This window comes from Salinivibrio sp. SS2 (genome assembly GCF_001722075.1).
Taxonomy (GTDB): Bacteria; Pseudomonadota; Gammaproteobacteria; order Enterobacterales; family Vibrionaceae; genus Salinivibrio; species Salinivibrio proteolyticus.
On sequence record NZ_MEBP01000107.1, the window covers coordinates 1 to 19353 of the forward strand.

Annotated in this window: 21 protein-coding genes and 1 pseudogene; 12 read left to right on the forward strand and 10 right to left on the reverse strand. The window is 50.7% G+C overall.

What is annotated here, in order from left to right; genetic code table 11:
* Positions 1–19: 19 nt before the first annotated feature.
* The 8 genes and pseudogenes from BGK46_RS13545 to BGK46_RS13580 form a co-directional block, all read left to right on the forward strand.
* A pseudogene (locus tag BGK46_RS13545) lies at positions 20–274 on the forward strand (GNAT family N-acetyltransferase); the annotation flags it as partial.
* A 139-nt stretch (positions 275–413) separates the two neighbouring features.
* Positions 414–887 (forward strand): hypothetical protein, encoded by a 474-nt coding sequence (locus BGK46_RS13550; protein ID WP_069590085.1) that lies wholly within the window; start codon positions 414–416, stop codon positions 885–887.
* Positions 888–1113: 226 nt separating this feature from the next.
* The gene (locus BGK46_RS13555; RefSeq protein ID WP_069590087.1) at positions 1114–1611 is read left to right on the forward strand and encodes an ASCH domain-containing protein; all 498 of its coding nucleotides are present in this window, start codon (positions 1114–1116) and stop codon (positions 1609–1611) included.
* Complete coding sequence (locus BGK46_RS13560; RefSeq protein WP_069590089.1) at positions 1608–2003, forward strand: GFA family protein; 396 nt, start codon at positions 1608–1610, stop codon at positions 2001–2003. Before BGK46_RS13555 ends, BGK46_RS13560 begins: the two co-directional genes overlap by 4 nt.
* A 31-nt stretch (positions 2004–2034) precedes the next feature.
* Positions 2035–2775 (forward strand): SDR family NAD(P)-dependent oxidoreductase, encoded by a 741-nt coding sequence (locus BGK46_RS13565; protein ID WP_069590091.1) that lies wholly within the window; start codon positions 2035–2037, stop codon positions 2773–2775.
* Between the two features lie 208 nt (positions 2776–2983).
* Positions 2984–3244, forward strand: a complete 261-nt coding sequence (locus tag BGK46_RS13570; protein ID WP_069590095.1) for a type II toxin-antitoxin system Phd/YefM family antitoxin — start codon at positions 2984–2986, stop codon at positions 3242–3244.
* A complete protein-coding gene (locus BGK46_RS13575; protein ID WP_021024592.1) occupies positions 3231–3500 on the forward strand; it encodes a Txe/YoeB family addiction module toxin in 270 nt (89 codons plus the stop codon). The genes BGK46_RS13570 and BGK46_RS13575 overlap by 14 nt, the downstream gene beginning before the upstream one ends.
* A 350-nt stretch (positions 3501–3850) precedes the next feature.
* Positions 3851–4246 (forward strand): DUF6232 family protein, encoded by a 396-nt coding sequence (locus BGK46_RS13580; protein ID WP_136588377.1) that lies wholly within the window; start codon positions 3851–3853, stop codon positions 4244–4246.
* A 70-nt stretch (positions 4247–4316) separates the two neighbouring features.
* Here BGK46_RS13580 and yciA read toward each other — a convergent pair whose 3' ends face one another.
* The 3 genes from yciA to BGK46_RS13595 form a co-directional block, all read right to left on the reverse strand.
* Positions 4317–4715: an acyl-CoA thioester hydrolase YciA gene (yciA, locus tag BGK46_RS13585; RefSeq protein ID WP_069590096.1), complete on the reverse strand. Its 399-nt coding sequence runs from the start codon at positions 4713–4715 to the stop codon at positions 4317–4319.
* Between the two features lie 92 nt (positions 4716–4807).
* The gene (locus BGK46_RS13590; RefSeq protein ID WP_069590099.1) at positions 4808–5350 is read right to left on the reverse strand and encodes a septation protein A; all 543 of its coding nucleotides are present in this window, start codon (positions 5348–5350) and stop codon (positions 4808–4810) included.
* Between the two features lie 150 nt (positions 5351–5500).
* Positions 5501–6844 (reverse strand): sodium-dependent transporter, encoded by a 1344-nt coding sequence (locus BGK46_RS13595; RefSeq protein ID WP_069590100.1) that lies wholly within the window; start codon positions 6842–6844, stop codon positions 5501–5503.
* Positions 6845–7410: 566 nt separating this feature from the next.
* Here BGK46_RS13595 and cls point away from each other — a divergent pair.
* The 4 genes from cls to BGK46_RS13615 all read left to right on the forward strand — a co-directional run bounded on the left by cls (position 7411) and on the right by BGK46_RS13615 (position 11475).
* The gene (cls, locus tag BGK46_RS13600) at positions 7411–8871 is read left to right on the forward strand and encodes a cardiolipin synthase (protein ID WP_069590102.1); all 1461 of its coding nucleotides are present in this window, start codon (positions 7411–7413) and stop codon (positions 8869–8871) included.
* Between the two features lie 223 nt (positions 8872–9094).
* Positions 9095–9400 (forward strand): hypothetical protein, encoded by a 306-nt coding sequence (locus BGK46_RS13605; RefSeq protein WP_069590104.1) that lies wholly within the window; start codon positions 9095–9097, stop codon positions 9398–9400.
* A 304-nt stretch (positions 9401–9704) separates the two neighbouring features.
* On the forward strand, positions 9705–10247 hold the full coding sequence (locus BGK46_RS13610) for a hypothetical protein (RefSeq protein WP_069590106.1): 543 nt from the start codon (positions 9705–9707) through the stop codon (positions 10245–10247).
* A 10-nt stretch (positions 10248–10257) separates the two neighbouring features.
* A complete protein-coding gene (locus BGK46_RS13615; protein ID WP_069590108.1) occupies positions 10258–11475 on the forward strand; it encodes a GGDEF domain-containing protein in 1218 nt (405 codons plus the stop codon).
* A 47-nt stretch (positions 11476–11522) separates the two neighbouring features.
* Here BGK46_RS13615 and trpA read toward each other — a convergent pair whose 3' ends face one another.
* The 7 genes from trpA to aroF all read right to left on the reverse strand — a co-directional run bounded on the left by trpA (position 11523) and on the right by aroF (position 19348).
* Positions 11523–12344 (reverse strand): tryptophan synthase subunit alpha, encoded by an 822-nt coding sequence (gene trpA / locus BGK46_RS13620; RefSeq protein ID WP_069590110.1) that lies wholly within the window; start codon positions 12342–12344, stop codon positions 11523–11525.
* On the reverse strand, positions 12344–13534 hold the full coding sequence (gene trpB, locus BGK46_RS13625) for a tryptophan synthase subunit beta (RefSeq protein WP_069590112.1): 1191 nt from the start codon (positions 13532–13534) through the stop codon (positions 12344–12346). Before trpB ends, trpA begins: the two co-directional genes overlap by 1 nt.
* 121 nt (positions 13535–13655) lie before the next feature.
* Positions 13656–15044 (reverse strand): bifunctional indole-3-glycerol-phosphate synthase TrpC/phosphoribosylanthranilate isomerase TrpF, encoded by a 1389-nt coding sequence (trpCF, locus tag BGK46_RS13630; protein WP_069590114.1) that lies wholly within the window; start codon positions 15042–15044, stop codon positions 13656–13658.
* Positions 15041–16045, reverse strand: a complete 1005-nt coding sequence (gene trpD / locus BGK46_RS13635) for an anthranilate phosphoribosyltransferase (protein ID WP_069590115.1) — start codon at positions 16043–16045, stop codon at positions 15041–15043. Before trpD ends, trpCF begins: the two co-directional genes overlap by 4 nt.
* 77 nt (positions 16046–16122) lie before the next feature.
* Positions 16123–16737, reverse strand: coding sequence for an aminodeoxychorismate/anthranilate synthase component II (locus BGK46_RS13640; RefSeq protein WP_069590117.1), 615 nt, complete (start codon positions 16735–16737; stop codon positions 16123–16125).
* The gene (locus BGK46_RS13645; protein ID WP_069590119.1) at positions 16734–18338 is read right to left on the reverse strand and encodes an anthranilate synthase component 1; all 1605 of its coding nucleotides are present in this window, start codon (positions 18336–18338) and stop codon (positions 16734–16736) included. Before BGK46_RS13645 ends, BGK46_RS13640 begins: the two co-directional genes overlap by 4 nt.
* Entirely contained in the window at positions 18335–19348 is a 1014-nt protein-coding gene (aroF, locus tag BGK46_RS13650; protein ID WP_069590121.1) for a 3-deoxy-7-phosphoheptulonate synthase, read from the reverse strand. The genes BGK46_RS13645 and aroF overlap by 4 nt, the downstream gene beginning before the upstream one ends.
* Between the last annotated feature and the right edge of the window lie 5 nt (positions 19349–19353).

The following is a 19353-nucleotide window of genomic DNA, read 5'->3' on the forward strand; positions in this document are numbered from 1 at the left end:
TATTATCTGAATTCAGGATTGGCTAAGTTCTTTGCACCAAGGGAAAGGGATTGTGAGTCAAGCCGTGGCTAAGCTCATTGAGCTGGCGTTTACCCAGTTTGGTATGGAAAAAGTACAGATATCGGCGGCAACGGAAAACACGCCAAGCCGAAAGGTCTGTGAGCGTTTAGGGTTCACACTCGAAGGCGTAATACGTCGTGCTGAAAATTTAAACGGACGCATTGTCGACCATACCATTTATGGCTTAGACCGTACAACGTGGCTCACACAATAAGTTATGTTTCCGCTTCTAGGATATGAGTGGAGTGAATGGTTTGTTATTATCAAGAAGTGAAATGTAGTTGAATTTCTACGTGTCTATATAAAACCAGTTTTATATCTTGATATGCGCTATTGGGAATGATGTAAATAATATGAATATAAAAATTTTGTCAGTTGCCTTTTTGGGATTTGTTCTAGCTGCCTGCTCTTCAACAACCAGCAAACCAATAGATAGAGACTTGTTTGTTGGTACTTGGCACTGCGCTAGCCCGACTCATGCCGATGAACTAAATTTTGATGGAAAAACGACCTATTGGACTGATGGTTTATTGGATGGGACCGCTATTTTTGATGGACAGATGCCTGATGTTGACGGCCGATTCTTGTTTGAAGTCAATATTCAGGGCACTTGGGAACTGAAGCATAATAAAGTTTATGAGTACATCGAAAGTGTATCGGTTGAACCATTGAACGAGCTGTCTAAGTCGTTTAAACCTATGTTCACTAAAGCAATTGAGAGTAATGACGAATCTGTTTCAACCGTGTTATCGGTGGACTCAGAGTACCTGTTTTGGCATAGCCAAGGAAATGCTAGTGTTGACCGTTGCGAGAGAGTATTAAACTAACGGTATAACGTTTATAATATTATAGGCAATAATCGATGGGTTAATAGATATATTTATTGGCCTATCAATATTTGTTTAGCACTACTCCAACTCACCGCCTACTTTTAAGTTAATTAGGCGATTTGAGCCGCTCGAATATATTCTTTTTTAGAAAACCTACAGGGACAAATATACAGCGTCTCATTTTGGAGCCTCGCTGGTGTGGTGTCACTAATCAAGGATCATGATGAATACAGAACAACAGGCATTTTTAAACGCCTACCTTGCCACCTTAAGTGAAGCAGAACGTCAGGCTGTGCCTGAAACAATTGCTGAGTACTTTTGCGCGGATGAATACAATGCTAACGAATGCGCCCGTTTGATTGATCAAGGCATAAAACGCGCATCGTGCAGCTTAAAAGCTTGCTACGAGATCGAAAACGAACCTTACCCGCAAGTCGGACGTTTAACCGTGGTGCTTAACTGGGCGCAGCAGCCGGTTTGTATTATTAAGGTGACTGAAGTGAGCGAGTGTCCATTTGATCAAGTGACTGCTGAATTTGCCGCTGCGGAAGGTGAAGGCGATAAGAGCTATGCGTGGTGGCGGCAGGCGCATCTGGCATTTTTTGAGCAAGAGGGGCAAGCACTTGGCGTGCCGTTTACAACTCAATCCCCTTTGGTATTAGAGCGTTTTAAGAAAGTCTATCCGCTTGATCACCATGAAACTGAGCAGGGAAGCGCATGATAAAACAAGTCGGTCAAACATCCATCCAACCCGAACACTTGGCCCGCTGTCATTGCGGGACGGTTGTGTTAGCTCTCGCGTTACCCAATGGCATTGAAAACCCCAGACGCTGCGATTGCTCGATGTGTCGACGCCGTGGCGCCATTGTTGGCTCAGTCAAGCTTGCACAATTGCGTGTCGTTGCTGGCAGTGAACAACTCAGTGTGTATTCCTTTAATACTCACACTGCTAAGCACTACTTCTGCTCACGCTGTGGCATTTACACCCATCACCAACGTCGCTCCAATCCGAGTGAGTTTGGATTCAATATCGCTTGTTTAGATGGCGTCAATCCGTTTGAGTTGGAGAATATTCCTGTGATGGATGGGGTTCATCATCCAGCTGATCGCTAGGATGTCGCGGATATCGTTTTGAGGAGTGGCTATGACGAAATTGGCATTTGTATCGGGTGGTTCGAAAGGAATCGGTTTAGGCTGTGTTCTGCGGCTAGTTGAGGCAGGTTATAAAGTGATCACGTGCTCGCGCAACCTAGATGTGTGGCAGGCAGCTGTTACTGAATACCCTGTACTTAAAGCTGTTGATTATCAACAAGCTAATTTAGCCGATCAGGCTTCGCTAGAGCAGCTTTTCCGTTATATCCGCGAGCAATATGGTCAGTTAGATATTGCAATCAATAATGCCTCACCGGCGTTAGGTTCTGGTGGTCTTTATCATCAAGTTGATATGTTTGCGTTGAAAGAAACGCTAAATAATGACTTCTGGGGACACGCTCAATGCTTGCAGTATCAAATTAAGTTAATGGAGACAGGTGGAGCCATTGTCAATGTCAGCTCAATCAATGGCTTGCGACCAACGCCAAATGCAGCGATGTACAGTGCGGCAAAGCATGCCCTCGAAGGGCTAACACAATCCGTCGCGCTAGAAGCAATCAGAAATAATATCCGTATTAACGCTGTGGCGCCGGGCGTAACGTGGACACCAAGGTGGGACGAGCGACAGACACATCAACCGACAATAAAACTCGATGTTGAAGAGCAAGTGCCCGCCAATCGGTTTGCACGCGTGGAGGAAGTTGTTGATGCCATTGAGTTCTTGCTCTCGGATAAAGCCAGTTATATCGTCGGCCATACACTCGTCGTTGATGGTGGCCTCTCTTTGGTGTAGGCCATTTACATAGGAATAGGATTAAGAGAATTATATTAATATGCAAACGCTAGATTAGTGTATTGCCCATCCATCCAACCCGAACACTTGGCCCGCTGTCACTGCGGGGCGGTTGTGCTCAGCGAACAACCACTAGACATGTTCTCTAAGTTGTACATGTCTGGTGTGTTGCTCTATACTTCGATGGTGTACGAATAGGAGCAATCCGATGAAAATCATTTCGTTTACTGAAGCGAGAAATGGCCTCAAAACGGTATTAGATGGTGTGGTTGATGACGCTGATACCGCTATCATCACCCGACGTGATGCGGAAGACGCGGTGGTGATGTCGCTTGACTACTACAACAGCCTTATGGAAACTGTTCATCTGTTGCGCTCACCCGCCAATGCTGAGCACCTAAATCGGTCTATTACTCAGTACAAGATGGGGAAAGCGATGGAGCACGCGTTAGTCGATGACGATGAGTAGTCGCTTACTTTGCTGGACGGATGATGCGTGGCGTGACTACGTGTACTGGCAAAGCCAGGATAGAAAAACACTCAAGCGAATCAACAAGCTCATCCTCGATGTAAAACGAACGCCATTCGAGGGAATAGGTAAGCCCGAAGCACTAAAAGAAAACCTGACCGGCTTTTGGTCGCGGCGTATTGATGATACCAATCGGCTGGTTTACGCCGTGGATGATACGTCTATTACGATCTTATCTTGCCGATATCACTATTAATCAGCTAGCGCCTACGGTGCATAATGGCACAATGAAGGCGCGAGGCGTCATGCTCTCCACCCTCAATACAAAACCACTCCTTATAACGCCTCTGGATAAAATCACCGTCGCCACTGAATAATGGCGATGGGTGAGGTCAGTGCACTGACCGAAAAAGCTGCCAGCAGGGTTAAGCGTAGTAAGCACGTGTATAAATAGTTAACAAGGGGCGCGTAAAATGTTCAGTGTTGTAGGTCACGTTTGCGTTTAGCCCTGCTCGCCCTGTTGACAAAAATAGACATAATAAGCGCCGCAGTGGGATGAGCCCTGTAAAGTGTGAGTCAATAACGCATCTTAGTATGGAAATAAAAATGAGAAAGTCAGTGGTAATAAAGCAAACGCCAACCCATTTATGTGTGAATGATGATTGTTATTCAATGCGCAATATTGTTGACGCCAGCGTTGAAGAACTTACATGGAAAGATCACCTGCTGAGGATGTTAGGGTTAGGGATACTAACCGCGAGCATTTTATTTTTTATGTTAGTGGGTGAACTGCCCTACGCGGAGTATTTACCTGCCGTGGGGTTTGTTGCAGGCGCGTTGTTGGCTTTGCTGACCAGCGCAAAATACGTGCTTCGTATTGAGTATAACCATCAAGACGATACGGGCGTACAGTGGCTGGCTATCGCCAAAAGTGGAAAGAAAACGGATAAATTGCTTTTTGAGCAGCACGTCGCGCAATTAAAGCAGTTGTTGGTCTCGTAGCAACGCTATTGATAGGGCGGATATACAAAGGGCCTGAGATTTAACAGGCCCTTTGTGGTGATTAAACACGTTATTTTTTGATCGGACGCGGCCGGCCGCTTTCATCAATGGCAACATAGTTAAATACGGCATCGCTCACCTTGTAGCGTTCGCCGACACCGTCATGCTTAACCGGCTTTACCCATACTTCGAGCGCGACACTCATCGAGGTATTACCAATGCGACTGCATGTACCATAGCAGCAGACTACATCACCCACGCTAACGGGCGCTTTGAAGGTGATTTCGTTCACTGAAACAGTCACGACACGTCCGCCAGAGATTTCTTTGGCGAGGATCGCGCCGGCTAAATCGAGCTGAGACATGATCCAGCCGCCAAAGATATCGCCATTGGCGTTAGTATCGGCTGGCATCGCAAGTGTACGCAGCAACAGTTGGCCGCGTGGGCAGTTGTTTTTATTGTCAGACATGGCTCTCTTCACATCTTATTCAAAAGGGGCTGGCCCCTTTTTTCAGGATAAGATTAGAATTGTGACCTCTGACACAGCATTTGGGCAAGTTTTTATTGGTCCGAGTTGCTCTCTTTGGGCATATGGCGGTAGATGTAGATACCTGTCGCGATGAGATATAAGAACGTTAAGATCATGGTGCCAAACACTTTAAAGTTCACCCAAACATCAAGCGGCATGCTGTATGCGACGTAAATATTGACCCCGGCTAATACCGAGAAAAAACTCACCCACGCCCAGTTAATGGTGCGCCATACGCGATCGGGTAAGTCCAGTTCATTGCTGAGCATGTTTTTGATTAAGGGTTTACCCATCAGCTCAGAGGTTACCAAGCCCACCGCAAACAACACATAGACGATGGTCACTTTCCATTTAATGAAGTTGTCGTCATGGAAGAAGAGTGTCATTCCCCCAAACACCGCCACTAAAGCTGCAGTGACAACCTGCATTTTCTCCACTTTTCTATAAAGCGCCCACACTAAGGCGACTTGGATTAGGGTCGCGATGATCAATGCGCCTGTGGCGACATAAATATCGTAAAACTTATACAGCGCGAAGAAGATAATGAGTGGAATAAAATCAATCAGTTGTTTCATAAAACGACACGATGCCTTGTGGGCGGATTGAATAAATGTATTGGCAGTGTAACCAATTGCGGCGAGGGGAGGAAATACGAAATGGCTCGAAAAGGGGGAAGAGAAGATACCGCTCAGCACATAACACGTCATGTACTGAGCGGTGCGCGGTTAGATCCAGTCCCAACCGAAGACCAAGATCATTAAGATAGGGCAAATCACCCGCACATAACCCGGCCAGATCTTCCAAAACCAGGTTTCGCCAAGTTCAGGGCTACCTTGCACCAGCTCTTTCAAGATTTCGTTACGGTGCCACAACCAACCGGCGACCAAAGCAAATAGCAGGCCGAGAATAGGCTGTGCGTATTCGGTCGTCACGGTAACCACCAAGCCGAACAGATCGCCAAAGTTATACACAATGGTGGCAGAGGCTAGGGTGATCAAACCACCAATCCACCAAACGGCTTTCTCGCGAGACTGACGCAGTTCTTCGGTTGCACAAGCTACGGGCACTTCAAGCATTGAAATGGCCGATGTAAGAGCCGCAATGACCATCAGTAAGAAGAAAGCGAAGCCGATAAACAAGCCAGCACTGCCCATGGTATCGAACATGGCAGGCAAGACGCTGAACACCAGCGTATCGCTGCTGAGTAGATCCCCGCTTTCACTGTAAATCGCCACCCCGTTATGCTGAGCAACGAACATCGCTGGCATAATCAATAGTCCGGCAATAAAGGCGATACCGGTATCGAGCAGTGCCACTTGGGCGGCAGTTTTGGGAATACTGGCTGACTTTGATAAGTAAGAGCCATAGACCATCATTACGCACACACCGAGGGAGAGCGAGAAGAAAGCCTGCCCCATTGCACTTACCACCAGACTTGGCGAGAGATGAGAAGGATCGGGGATCAGGTACATTTTTAACCCCTCAATCGCGCCAGGTTGGAACAAGATGTACACCACCATCACTACGAAGAGTAAAAACAGTACTGGCATTAAGCGAGACGACCAACGCTCGATCCCGTTAGCAATGCCGTTACGAACCACCAAAATGGTCGGTACCATAAAGCACAGCATGAGGGCGAGGTTACGGGTTTCGCTGAATGACTCTAACCAGTTCGCCGCATTAACAAAACCCAGCGCGGTGAGCAGTGGTGACACCATAAAGCCGACCAGCCAACCGGCGACAATGGCATAGAAGCTAAGGATACCAGTTGCTCCGAGCATACCGACTAAGCCGAGCAAGCGACCCAACCACTTTTGTCCACCTGCCACTGAGGATAAAGACCGAACCGGGTTAGCATTGCCGTAGCGTCCAATAGTGAGTTCTGCTATTAAAAGGGGATACGCTAGGACAAAAACCATGATCAAATAAATGAACAGAAAAACAGCGCCGCCGTTTGAAGCTGTTTGAGTCGGGAACCCCCAAATATTGCCCAGCCCAATCGCTGAGCCGGCTGCCGCCAAGATAAACCCTAATCGGGATGAAAATTGTGCGCGTTGTGTGTTTGCCATATCTACTCGTCAGTTTATGCGACATACCCGTCTGACTCTACGCGAATGCGTCCAGCTGCTTGGGTATAGATGATTGATACTGCTCATAATGCCCATCGCTGATGCGTGAGCGACACCTTATGGTGTGTAAAGTTATAATTACAGAGTGAAGCTAGTGATTCGTTCCTCTAAGGCTCGTAAGTAAAACAGTTTATGCGTAAAATTTGAAGATCTTGCCGCATGTAATACCCCCAAACGAGCCAACTTCCCGATATTCTTTCCGCGTCTGCTTACTTATTCACCGATAGCGAGTGCGATTCACTGTCTATAGTCAGTACCACAGTGGCTTTCTCTGTCGCAATTATTGATTTAACACAATGTTAACAAGGTGATGGTGCGTCACGTATTTATGTGTCGGTTATTCATCTATGACATTTCTACTGTGGGCCACTTCACTTTTGGTGACTTGTGTTGTCATAAATCTAGACAAAACACTGCTTGCACCCAGTGGCAAGCTAGGCAGAATAGGGGAAGACCATGTGGTTGATAACCTGTCGATTCCAACAATAAGGTGTGCGCAAACAAGCATGGAAAAAGTCTACGAGATCCTGACTCTTATTTTGTTACTCGCGTATTGGCTAACGATCGCGGCGGTCACTATTCGTGTGGTCTTTAAGCGTCGTGCGCTCGGGGTGTCGATCGCATGGTTGATGATTATTTACATCCTGCCGATTGTCGGTGTCATCGCCTACCTGCTATTCGGCGAGCTCAATCTCGGGAAGACGCGTGCGGTACGTGCCAAAGCGATGTTTGAACCGTATCGGCAATGGTTGCTCAGCTTACAGGCGTGTCCGGCGCATCGTCCTCAGCACGTGCGCGAGCAATCTCATCATGTTAACCAATTATGCCAAGCGCGGATTGGTGTCCCTGAATTAACGGGCAACCAACTCCACTTGCAAACCGATCCGGCAGATATCCTCAAATCCATTGCCTTTGATATTCGTCACGCCACGCAAAGCGTAAACATGGTGTTTTATATTTGGCATCCTGGCGGCCATGCCGATGAGGTTGCCCAAGCAGCGTGTGATACCGCGAAGCGGGGCATTCCGGTTCGTATCATGCTCGATTCTGCGGGAAGTAAGACGTTTTTCCGCAGCAAATGGCCGAGTGTGATGCGAGAAGCGGGGATAGAGCTGATTGAAGCACTGGCCGTCAATCCGTTTCGGATGTTCTTCCGTCGCCTTGATATTCGCCAGCACCGTAAGGTGGTGATCATCGACAATCATCTGGCATACACGGGCTCGATGAACATGGTCGATCCGCGCTTTTTTAAGCAAAACGCGGGCGTGGGTCAATGGGTTGACGTGATGGTGCGTGTTACCGGCCCCACCGTTCCTGTGCTCAGCAGCATCTTTTCTTGGGATTGGGAAGTAGAAACGGGACTGCGAAATTTACCCGCACAACCCGAATGCTCACTTATTGAAGATCACCAACATGCCAATCACGCTGTGCAAGCCATTCCATCAGGACCGGGTTTGCCGGATGGTATGATCCAACAGGTGTTAACCTTGGCTATCCACCAAGCCCATGACAGCATTACCATTACCACGCCGTACTTGGTGCCGAGTGAAGGGCTACTGTTTAGCTTACAAACGGCAGCGCAACGAGGCGTGAAAGTGACAGTGATTGTGCCGGAAAAAAACGATTCCTTAATGGTTGAGTGGGCCAGTCGGTCCTTCTTTGCCGATTTAATGGCGTCAGGTATTGAGATCTACCGTTTTGGCGGTGGCTTACTGCACACCAAATCTGTGTTGGTTGATGAAAAGTACTGTTTGATTGGCACCGTAAACCTCGACATGCGCAGCTTATGGTTGAACTTTGAGTTAACGCTCACGGTCGACGATCCGGACTTTTGTGCCAGCGTGAACGCGCTACACCAGCGCTATCTCACTCAATCTTTGCGTGTGGAACCCAAAACGTGGCAACAACGACCGGTTTATCACAAGCCGATTGAACAGTTTTTCTATATGTTCAGTCCGTTGTTATGACCGGCGCGCGAACTTGATTGAACATGCATATAGTGGGGTTGGTTATGCTATACCGTATAGGGGGCGTTATCCTAATCGCTTGTCAGCATTAAGATTATTAAGTGCCTCACAATTGGTAACCATTTATTCCCTTATATCCTAAAAATCCGGCGCCTTTCGCTGCCGTTTGAGGACAGAGTTACTACACTTATTAATGCCCCATATCGAGTGACAGGAGGTAGACATGTCTATCCGTTCACGCAGTTATACATTGAACACCACGCCCGCGCGAAAGGCGCACGTGCGGGTTGTGCCAAATGGCAATGTGTTGATTCAGATTGCCAACGAGAAAAAACCGCACCTCGCGGAATTTGACGAGGTGAAGTTTGAGCGTAAGGGAAAAATCACCCAGCTGGTTGCAGAGCATGTCGAGCCGGGAAGACGAGAAAATTGGGCACTGCCAATGCATCATGATGATGCAAACGAGCTGGCGTCCTTGATTGATCAGGCTCAGGAAGAGCTTGAAATATTAATGCGCGATCTTAGCTAATCAGCGTTGTTTGCCTGTCGGTACACAGAGTATCGGCAGGCTTTTTTGTTTATGGCCTATTGCCCCGTCTGCTTTCTAGCCCCTGACTTTTTTTGTGCTGCGAGTTTATCTCAATTGTGAGATTTGTTAATAAATGCTGGCCCAAGCACTATAAATCGTTAACCCCTTTCAAGCACACTAGTCCCAACAGCGTCACATCTTTGACGTAATACAGACACGTGACTTACATTTGTGAGGCCAGCCTCAAGCCCCTTGCTGCTGACCGACAAGTCTCCGGTTGTCGTTGTGATGTAACTGGTGAAAAATGAAAGAAAAACCTCGCACAGCCTTTCTTGCAGCACCCATTGTATTGCTGCGTGGTTTCGTTCAAGCCCCCAATGTCGCGATGGTGGTGATTGGCGTTTTGATTACCTTCAGCGCCGTTGCCGCCTTGCGCGTGCCGATCAATCTCACCGTCAGTGTTACTCCAGAGCACAGTGTGCGATTCAATCGACAGGCGCTCGAGGCCTTACCTTCGGCACAAATCATCACTCAAACCCCATTTACCCAAGGTGAGCAACGTTTTGAGGGTGTGGCGCTATCAAGCGTTTTGGACGCTGCGGGAATGGGGGAATGTGCTGACTTAAAACTGAGCGCGATGAATCGATACCAAGCGATGCTCAGTGCAGACATGGTGGCACGTTATCAGCCAGTGATTGCGATGAAACGCAACGGGCAAGCGATGACACTCAGAACACTTGGTCCACTTTGGTTAGTGTTTCCTCTCGACCAATATCCGGCCATTCAGAATGACCGATTTTATTCGGCAATGGTGTGGCAGCTGACTGACATAGCGTGCCAGCCCTAAGGAGTGACGAATGATGAGAAATGCCCAACTGAAGGTGATGCCGATTAAACGCACTATTTTAGTGGTATGTATTGCGATTATGGCAATCGGTGTGGTGTTAACCACCAATAAGATCACCGCGTTATCAGAGCGCCTAACCAACGGCCAAAGCAAGCTTGTGTGGTATATGCTCAGCTTGTCCAAAGAGTACGATGCGCTGATTACCTTGCTGGAACGCTACCAAGGTGGAAAGAGCAGCTTTGATCAGTTGGCGATTCAGCACGAGATCTTATGGAGCCGCTTTCCGGTTGCGATCACGATGGCGAACCGTGGTGATGCGGAACAAGGGCATCCGACGGCGCTACTAAAAACCCTGTTCACTGATCTTAAAGCGTATGAAAGCCGCTTCTATGCCTTGCGCTTTTCTAGTCAGGGCATGAGCCAGCTGATTGCGCATTATCGCCAGCAGCGTCAATTACTCGATGGCTTTTTTCAGCAATCGTTAGCCATGCCGGGTCATGGTTATCGCGAGCATACGCGGTTACTTAACCAGCTCGGACAACTGACCACCGTGATGACGTTAGGGATGATAGCCGTGGGCGCGACAGTATTGATGCTGCTTGCATTGGATGCCAAACGCTATTATCGCTTAGCGCGCGAAGACCAACTGACAGGATTGCATAATCGCCATTGGCTGTTTGATACGTTAAACGGTCGCTATGTATTCAACACTCATAGTATGGCGATATTGGTAATTGACCTTGATGGCTTTAAGGCGATTAATGATAACTTTGGCCACGATGTGGGCGATCTTTTTCTGTCTGCGTTGGCAGAAAAGCTAGCGATGGCACTCCCGCCGCATGCGGTCATTGCGCGGTTAGGTGGTGACGAATTTGCAGTGGTGATGCCTTATCAGCGCGACGATGAGTCGAGAGTGCTTGCGCGTGTTCTTGTCGACGTGGCGCATCAACCGATCCCAATTGACACATACCTCTGCCAAGTGTCGGCCAGCGTGGGTATCGCGCATGGAAAGGACAAACTGAGCGGGGAGCGTTTACTGACTCATGCGGACACGGCAATGTACGCGGCAAAGCGGGCAGGGAAGAACCAATATCGCATGTATCATGACACTATGCAGCCTCCCAATGGAAAACGACACAGTCGTGAGGAACCGCGGTTTGATGAAGCCACACATCGGTTCAGTGGCCGTTCGCAAGGCGATGCTGAACAGACATCGCCCAACGCTTAGTATTATCAAACTCAGTATTATCAAGCTCAGTGTTATCCAGCTTGATATTATTGGCGTGCTGTCGCCGCTTTCATGGCTTTGACGAAGTCCGTTAATGCCGCCAGCATCGCGGGCACATCATGTTGATGTTGCTCGATGATTTTCACCACCGCCGAGCCAGAGATGGCGCCTGCCGCCCCGGCGCTGATCGCCGCTTTGACTTGCTCAGGGGTTGAGATGCCAAAGCCAAGCAGCGGGCGCGGTGCCTCATGATGATGTAAGGTGCCGAGCAGGTGTTCAACTGGTGCCCCTGCTTTAGCCTCTGCCCCTGTGACGCCGGCGCGCGATACCAAATAAGTATAGCCACGGCCCAGCTCCGCCACTTGGGCTAAGGTTGCATCGTCTGCGTTGGGTGGAGCAATAAAAATCGGGTCAATGCCCTGCGCCAAGGCTTGTTCACGAAATGGCGCAGATTCAGCAATCGGCACATCTGCCACCAGCACCGAATCGACGCCGACATCCGCACACCGGCGGTAAAAAGTGTCAATACCGCGGGCGTAGACTAAGTTGGCATACATCAGCAACCCAATCGGAATGGTTGGATGCTTGGCGCGAATGGCTGCCAACATGTCGAAACAGGTATCGGGTGTGGTGCCAGCGGCCCGCGCGCGTAAGGTTGCGTCTTGAATGGTGGGCCCATCAGCCAATGGGTCGGAAAACGGCATACCGAGTTCCAGTGCGTCGGCACCGCCTTCAACCAAGGCATCGACCACGGCGAGTGATTGTTCTGGGTTTGGATCCCCCAAGGTGACAAAAGGAACAAAGGCACCTTGCTGTTTGGCATCCAGGTTTGCGAACATCGCTTGATATCGAGTTGATGGTGCCGTCATTACAGCTCTCCTTTGCCTTCTAATATGTCATATACAGTGAAGATATCTTTATCACCACGTCCGGATAGGTTGACCACCAAAAGCTGCTCTTTTTCAGGATCAGCGGCAATCATTTTTTGCGCCTGAGCCAGTGCATGGGCAGATTCTAACGCGGGAATAATGCCTTCGTTGCGCGCAAGCGATTGAAACGCTTCTAAGGCCTCATCGTCAGTGACTGCCGGGTATTCGGCACGACCAATGGCGTTAAGGTGCGCATGCTGTGGCCCCACCGACGGGAAGTCCAATCCGGCTGATACAGAATACGACTCTTCGACTTGGCCATATTCATCTTGCATCAATGGGGATTTCATACCAAAGAAAATACCGGGCTTGCCATGCTTTAAGGGCGCGCCGTGTTGATCGGTATCGAGTCCTTTGCCCGCGGGCTCAACACCAATTAAACGCACATCTTTGTCATCGATAAAGTCAGCAAACATGCCAATCGCGTTTGAGCCGCCACCCACACAGGCGATTACCGCATCCGGCAAGCGACCTTCTACCTGCTGAATTTGCGCACGGGTTTCCTCACCAATAATGCGTTGAAACTCGCGCACAATGGTCGGGAAGGGGTGCGGGCCTGCCGCAGTGCCGAGCAAATAGTGGGCGGTATCATAGTTGGCTGACCAGTCGCGCATCGCTTCGTTACACGCATCTTTTAACGTCGCAGAGCCCGCATGCACTGGGATCACAGTGGCACCCATCAGCTTCATCCGAAACACATTAGGACTTTGACGCTCAACGTCTTTGGCCCCCATGTAGATGCGACACTTTAGCCCCAATAGCGCACACGCCAGTGCGGTCGCCACACCGTGTTGGCCGGCTCCGGTTTCGGCAATAATCTCTGATTTGCCCATACGCTGGGCAAGCATCGCTTGACCCAGTACTTGGTTGGTCTTGTGCGCCCCGCCGTGCAGCAAGTCCTCGCGCTTAAGATACAGCTTGGTGTTCGTCCCCTTGGTGAGGTTACGACAAAGCGTCAACGCGGTGGGTCGTCCGGCATACTCTTGCAGCAGGCGGATAAAATCGTCTTTAAAGTTCGGGTCGTCTTGGGCATCAATAAACGCCTGTTCGAGCTGATCAAGCGCAGGCACCAGAATTTGGGGCACGTACTGACCACCAAATTCGCCAAAATACGGGTTAAGCTTGCTCATAATTATCCTTTTACGTCTTTAACTGGGGCCGAGATACGTTGACTGTCTTGGCGACATCTATCCTCTCAGCTAAATTATCTCGGGAAATCAACCATCTCGGAAAATCAACTATCTCGAAAAATCAATAGCGGCGAAGGGCGCGGAACGCCGCGTTTAACTTGTTGGCATCTTTCACCCCGGGCGCATGCTCGACACCGGAGTTAAAATCCAGCCCAAGGCAGCCTTGTTCGGCCGCTTTGGCGGCATTCTCGGGGGTGAGCCCGCCGGCAATCATGACTTTGTCTTTGGCAGTTTTAGGGATCAGGTGCCAATCAAAGGTTTTACCCGTGCCGCCAGATTGTTGGCCGACTCGGCTGTCGATAAGGTGGCGGTCAGCATTCACGCCGTCTAGAGCCGGTGCGACATCAGAGACACCGTGCGCTTTCCAAATTTCACAGTTCTCAGGGAGCTTCTCACGCAATGCTTGTAGATACGCTGCGTCTTCATCCCCATGCAGTTGCACCGCGTGAAGGCTGAGCTGTTGTGCGTACTCAGCCACGGTGTCTAGCGCATGATTTTGGAACACGCCCACATAGCGAAGCGGCGCACCTTGCTGGACGCGCTCGGCTACGGCGGGTGTGACAGCACGCGGAGAGTGCTCAACAAAAATGAGTCCACCGTAGACAGCGCCAGCGTTGAAGGCTGCGAGGGCATCGTCGGCGGTGGTGAGCCCGCAGACTTTATTCTCTCCTAAGATCACTTTACGTAGTGCGAGGGTGAGATCGGGTTCTGCCATTAATGCACTGCCAATCAAAAAGCCATCCGCATGGCGGGCAAGATCGCGCACATGACGGTGGCTATGAATGCCACTTTCTGAAATCACGATCGCTTTTTCGCCCACTTGTGGTGCTAAGCGTTTGGTGCGATCGCGATCGATGCTTAAATCGCGCAAATTCCGGTTATTAATCCCAATCACCACCGCTCCTAGGGCATTGGCACGCGCGAGCTCGTCTTCGGTGCTCACTTCGGTAAGCACGCCCAGCTTTAGCGACTCGGCTAAATCGGCCAGCTCGCGATATTCGGCGTCGTCGAGTACCGACAGCATCAATAAGATTGCATCGGCTTGATAATGACGTGCGAGGTAAACCTGATACGGGTCGATAATAAAATCTTTACAAAGCACAGGCGCATCGACCTGTGCGCGCACGATCGGTAAGAAGTCAAAACTGCCCTGAAAGTGGTCCTCGTCCGTCAGGACTGAAATGGCCGCGGCAAAGGGTTGGTAAGCACGGGCGATACTGGCTGGATCGAAGTCTTCTCGGATCAACCCTTTTGAAGGTGAGGCTTTTTTGCACTCCAAGATAAACTGTGACCCCGGCGCGGCCAGTGCAGCACGAAAATCGCGATCACTGAGCGTCAGTTGGTCGATAAAGCTATCCAGCGGCTGAGCACTTTTGCGCGCGGCTACCCAGCGTTTTTTGTCATCGACAATGCGGCCTAAAATGGTGTCGTTGAGGGCTGAGGTGGTCATACTGCGCTCCTTTGTGCTAACGCTTGCATGATGGTGTAAGGTTTGCCCGACGCCATCACGTCCAAGGCCTGTTGTGTGTTTGCTTTCAAGTCTTCTTGTCCGAATAAGCGTAGCAATAGTGCCACATTGACAGCCACCGCCGCTTGCTGGGCGTCTGTGCCTTTACCTTGCAAAATCGCGCTGATCATCGCGCAGTTTTGCTCCGGTGTGCCCCCAGCAATACTGTCCAGCGGGTATTCGGATACACCAAAGTCGCTGGGGGTTAAGGTGTAATGCTCAATGTGGGTCGGGGTGATTTCTGCCACCGTTGTGGGGCCGTGGATAGCCACTTCATCCAGACCGTCTCCATGAACCACGGCTGCGCGCGTCATGTTGAGGTTTTGCATGGTTTGTGCAATCGGCGCAACTAGGGCTTGGTCGTACACGCCCATCAGCTCAATGCTAGGTTTCGCTGGGTTAATTAACGGCCCAAGCAGATTAAAGATGGTGCGTGTTTTCATTGCTTGGCGCACGGGCATCGCGTGTCGTACGCCGGTGTGGTATTGCGGGGCGAATAAAAAGCAAACGCCCAGATTATCCAAGGCCTCGCGGGCGTGATCGGCAGGCATCGCCAAATCAATGCCAAAGGCAGCGAGTAAATCCGATGAGCCCGATTTGCTCGACACCCCGCGGTTACCGTGTTTGGCCACTTTCACGCCACAGGCGGCGGCGACAAAGGCGGCCGTGGTTGAAATATTAATGGTGTTCGCGCCATCGCCTCCCGTGCCAACGATATCGGCAAACGGATAACTGGGGCGGGGGAAAGGTTCGGCGTTGTCAGTCAGTGCTTTTGCTGCCCCTGCGATTTCTTCAGGCGTTTCCCCTTTAATCTTTAATGCGGTTAATGCGGCCGCTAATCGCGCTGGCTCGAGCTCGCCCTGAATGATTGCACTAAACAGCTGCTCGCTTTGCGCTTGGCTGAGTGACTGTTGTTGGTAGAGCGTCTCTAGTAGTTGATCCATCACTGTACTTAACCTCGGTATTTGTCTGTTCGAGCTCCGTGCTTATCTGGCACGTGTTGTTGTAAGCGCTAATGTTGTTAGCGCTGATAATAGCCACTTGCCCAATCGATGGTGTGGGTGAGCAGGGCAGCACCTTGTGCGGTCAAAATAGATTCTGGGTGGAATTGATAACCGACCACGTAGTCGGTATTACTCACCACGGCCATCACTTTTTGCGCGTCACCATCCAAGGTCGTGGCGATGACATCCAAGCTTGCAGGTACCTCAGTCGCCACCAGCGAGTGGTAACGGGCCACGGTGAGTGGGGATGCCAATGGGCCAAATACCGCATGTTGCTGGTGGTGCATGGCTGAGGCTTTGCCGTGCATGATGGTGCCAGCTCCGGCGACTGTGCCGCCGTAGGCTTCGACGATCGCTTGCTGACCCAGGCAAATCCCCAGCATCGGCACTTGGCCGCGCAGCCTCTCAATCAACGCTGGCATACAGCCGGCATCAGCCGGTGCACCCGGGCCAGGGGAGAGCACCAGTAACGGCTGGGGCAGGGAGCGAATATGACGAACAATCGCCTCGGCCTCTAAATGATTGCGAAACACCGTGACTGGGTAACCAAGTGCGCGAAATTGATCCACCAAGTTGTAGGTAAAGGAGTCCATGTTATCGAGCAGCACGATGTCCATTTGCGGGGTACTCATGATTGGCCTCCTTGGTGGGCAGTTTGAATCGCATGGATCACCGCTTGAGCTTTGCCGCGGGTTTCGTCCGCTTCGGCTTGAGGGTCAGAATCAAACACCACGCCTGCACCGGCTTGCACGGTGGCAAGGCCGTTTTCAACGTAGGCAGAGCGGATCACAATGCAGGTATCCATTTCGCCTGATCCAGTAAAATAGCCCACGGCCCCGCCATAACTGCCACGACGGCACTGTTCAGTATCACGGATGAGCTGCATCGCGCGAAGCTTAGGCGCACCGGTGAGCGTACCCATATTCATACAGGCTTGGTACGCATGCAGCGCGTCTAGATCGGGTTTCAGCTGACCCACTACCCGAGAAACTAAATGCATCACGTGGCTATAGCGGTCGACTTTGAGCAAGTCGGCGACATGGCGGCTGCCGGGTGTGCTAATTCGCGCTACATCGTTGCGAGCCAAATCGACCAGCATCATGTGCTCGGCGTTTTCTTTTTCATCATTGCGCAGTTCAAGCTCGATGCGGCTATCCAAGTCGTAATCAATGTCGCCTTGGGCAGTTTTCCCGCGTCGGCGCGTACCCGCGATGGGATAAATCTCAACCTGATTAGTCGCTTGAGTATATTTAAGGGCGCTTTCTGGCGAGGCGCCAAACAAGCTAAATTGGCTATCACGCAGATAAAACATATACGGGCTAGGGTTGCCACGCTTCAACGCTCGATAAGCATTGAGCGGCGAGGGACATGCGAGGGTAAAGCGGCGCGATGGCACCACTTGAAACACATCACCGGCAATCACGTGCTTTTTCAGCGCGTCGACTTGCTGACAAAAGTCTGAATCAGAGACAGAAACCGCGACGCTGTGATCGGTGACCACGGGCGCTTCTGGAAGCGGCGCAGGCGATAAGCAGGCTTCTTTGATGCTTTGCAAACGACGCGATAAATCCACATAGTGGGCGCGGGCGTTATCACCGCCAAATAAGGTGCCTTGTAAGCGCGCTTGGCGGTGCTGGTGGTCAATCACCAGCAAGCTTTCTGCAACATAAAAAAGGTAGTCGGGGCAGTGCTCGGTGCCCTCCACCGCTGGCAGCGTTTCAGTGCTGGCCACCAAATCATAGGCAAAAAGGCCACCGATAAAGAGCGCGTCGTCAGGTTGGTTATTCAACGCGACACTTTGTTTGATAACACGCAGGGCATCAAACACCGACGCTTGGCGTAGACGGGCGTCTTCATCTAACAGCGCACCATTGTCGTTAGGATGGCGGAACGTCAACGTTAGGGCGGGGAAGTCTCCTTCGTTGGCCTGCGCTACCTCACAGGCGAGGGCTTTCAGCGCTGCGCTCTGGGCGATGCTCTCCAGCAAATGACTGCCATTATGAGTAAGCGCTTGTAAGGTGACGCGCTGCCCGCGGCATTCAATGCGCACGGCGGCATCGATCAGCATCAGGCTTTTAAGGTTGCGTTTGGAGTCAATCTCTGCCGACTCCAACAGCATGCTATAAGGCTTATCTTGGCACACGGCGGCATACAACTCGGTCGGGTCAGCTACATAAGGCACCGAGAGTTGGAGCGTATCAAGCTCGCCATGTTGGGGATCATGAGTGTTCACAGCTTTCTCCCTGCCGCTTGCACAAAGGGGGTGAGTTCTTGCATCAGCTGCGCGAACATATCGCCGGTTAAGGCTTGGTGACCGTCTGACAGTGCTTCGCTTGGGTTTAAGTGGCTCTCCACAATGATGCCATCCGCGCCCACGGCCGCCGCAGCGCGTGATAGTGGCGTCACTAGCTCTCGCACACCCGTCCCATGGCTTGGGTCGACCAACACTGGCAAATGGCTACGTTGCTTCATCAAGGCCACGGCATTCAAATCCAAGGTGTTACGTGTGGCGGTTTCGTAAGTGCGAATACCGCGTTCACATAAAATCACATTGGGGTTACCCGCATCGACAATATATTCCGCTGCCAGCAAACATTCTTCGATAGTGGCGGAAAGCCCACGTTTTAACAAGACAGGTTTGCCAGTTTCGCCTACCGCTTTGAGTAAGCCATAGTTTTGCATGTTACGTGCGCCAATTTGCAAGCAATCAATGTACTCGCACACCGCGTCGACTTGGCTAATTTCCATCACTTCTGACACGGTTGGCATGCCAGTCAGCTCACTGGCTTGTTTGAGTAGCTTTAGCCCCTCAACCCCCATGCCTTGGAAATCATAAGGGCTGGTGCGTGGTTTAAAGGCGCCGCCCCGTAATACACGTGCACCATGGGTTTTAACGCGCTCCGCCACGGATAGCAATTGAGACTCCGACTCCACCGAGCAGGGGCCTGCCATGACCACGAAGTGTTGACCGCCTACAGGTACATTGCCGATATGCACCACGCTGTCGTGCGGCTGCACATCACGGCTCACGCGTTTGTACTTGGTTAAAATTGGTTTGACTTCCTCAACCAGCGGGTTGGCCTCAAAATGACACTGTTGCAACACACGTTCATCACCCAGTGCGCCCAATACAATGCGTTCCACACCCGGCATATAAAGTGGTTTTAACCCGCATTGTTCGATTTGATTGAGGAGGACGTTGGCATCCTGCTCGGTGGCTTGGGGCTTAAGTACAATAATCATCAAAT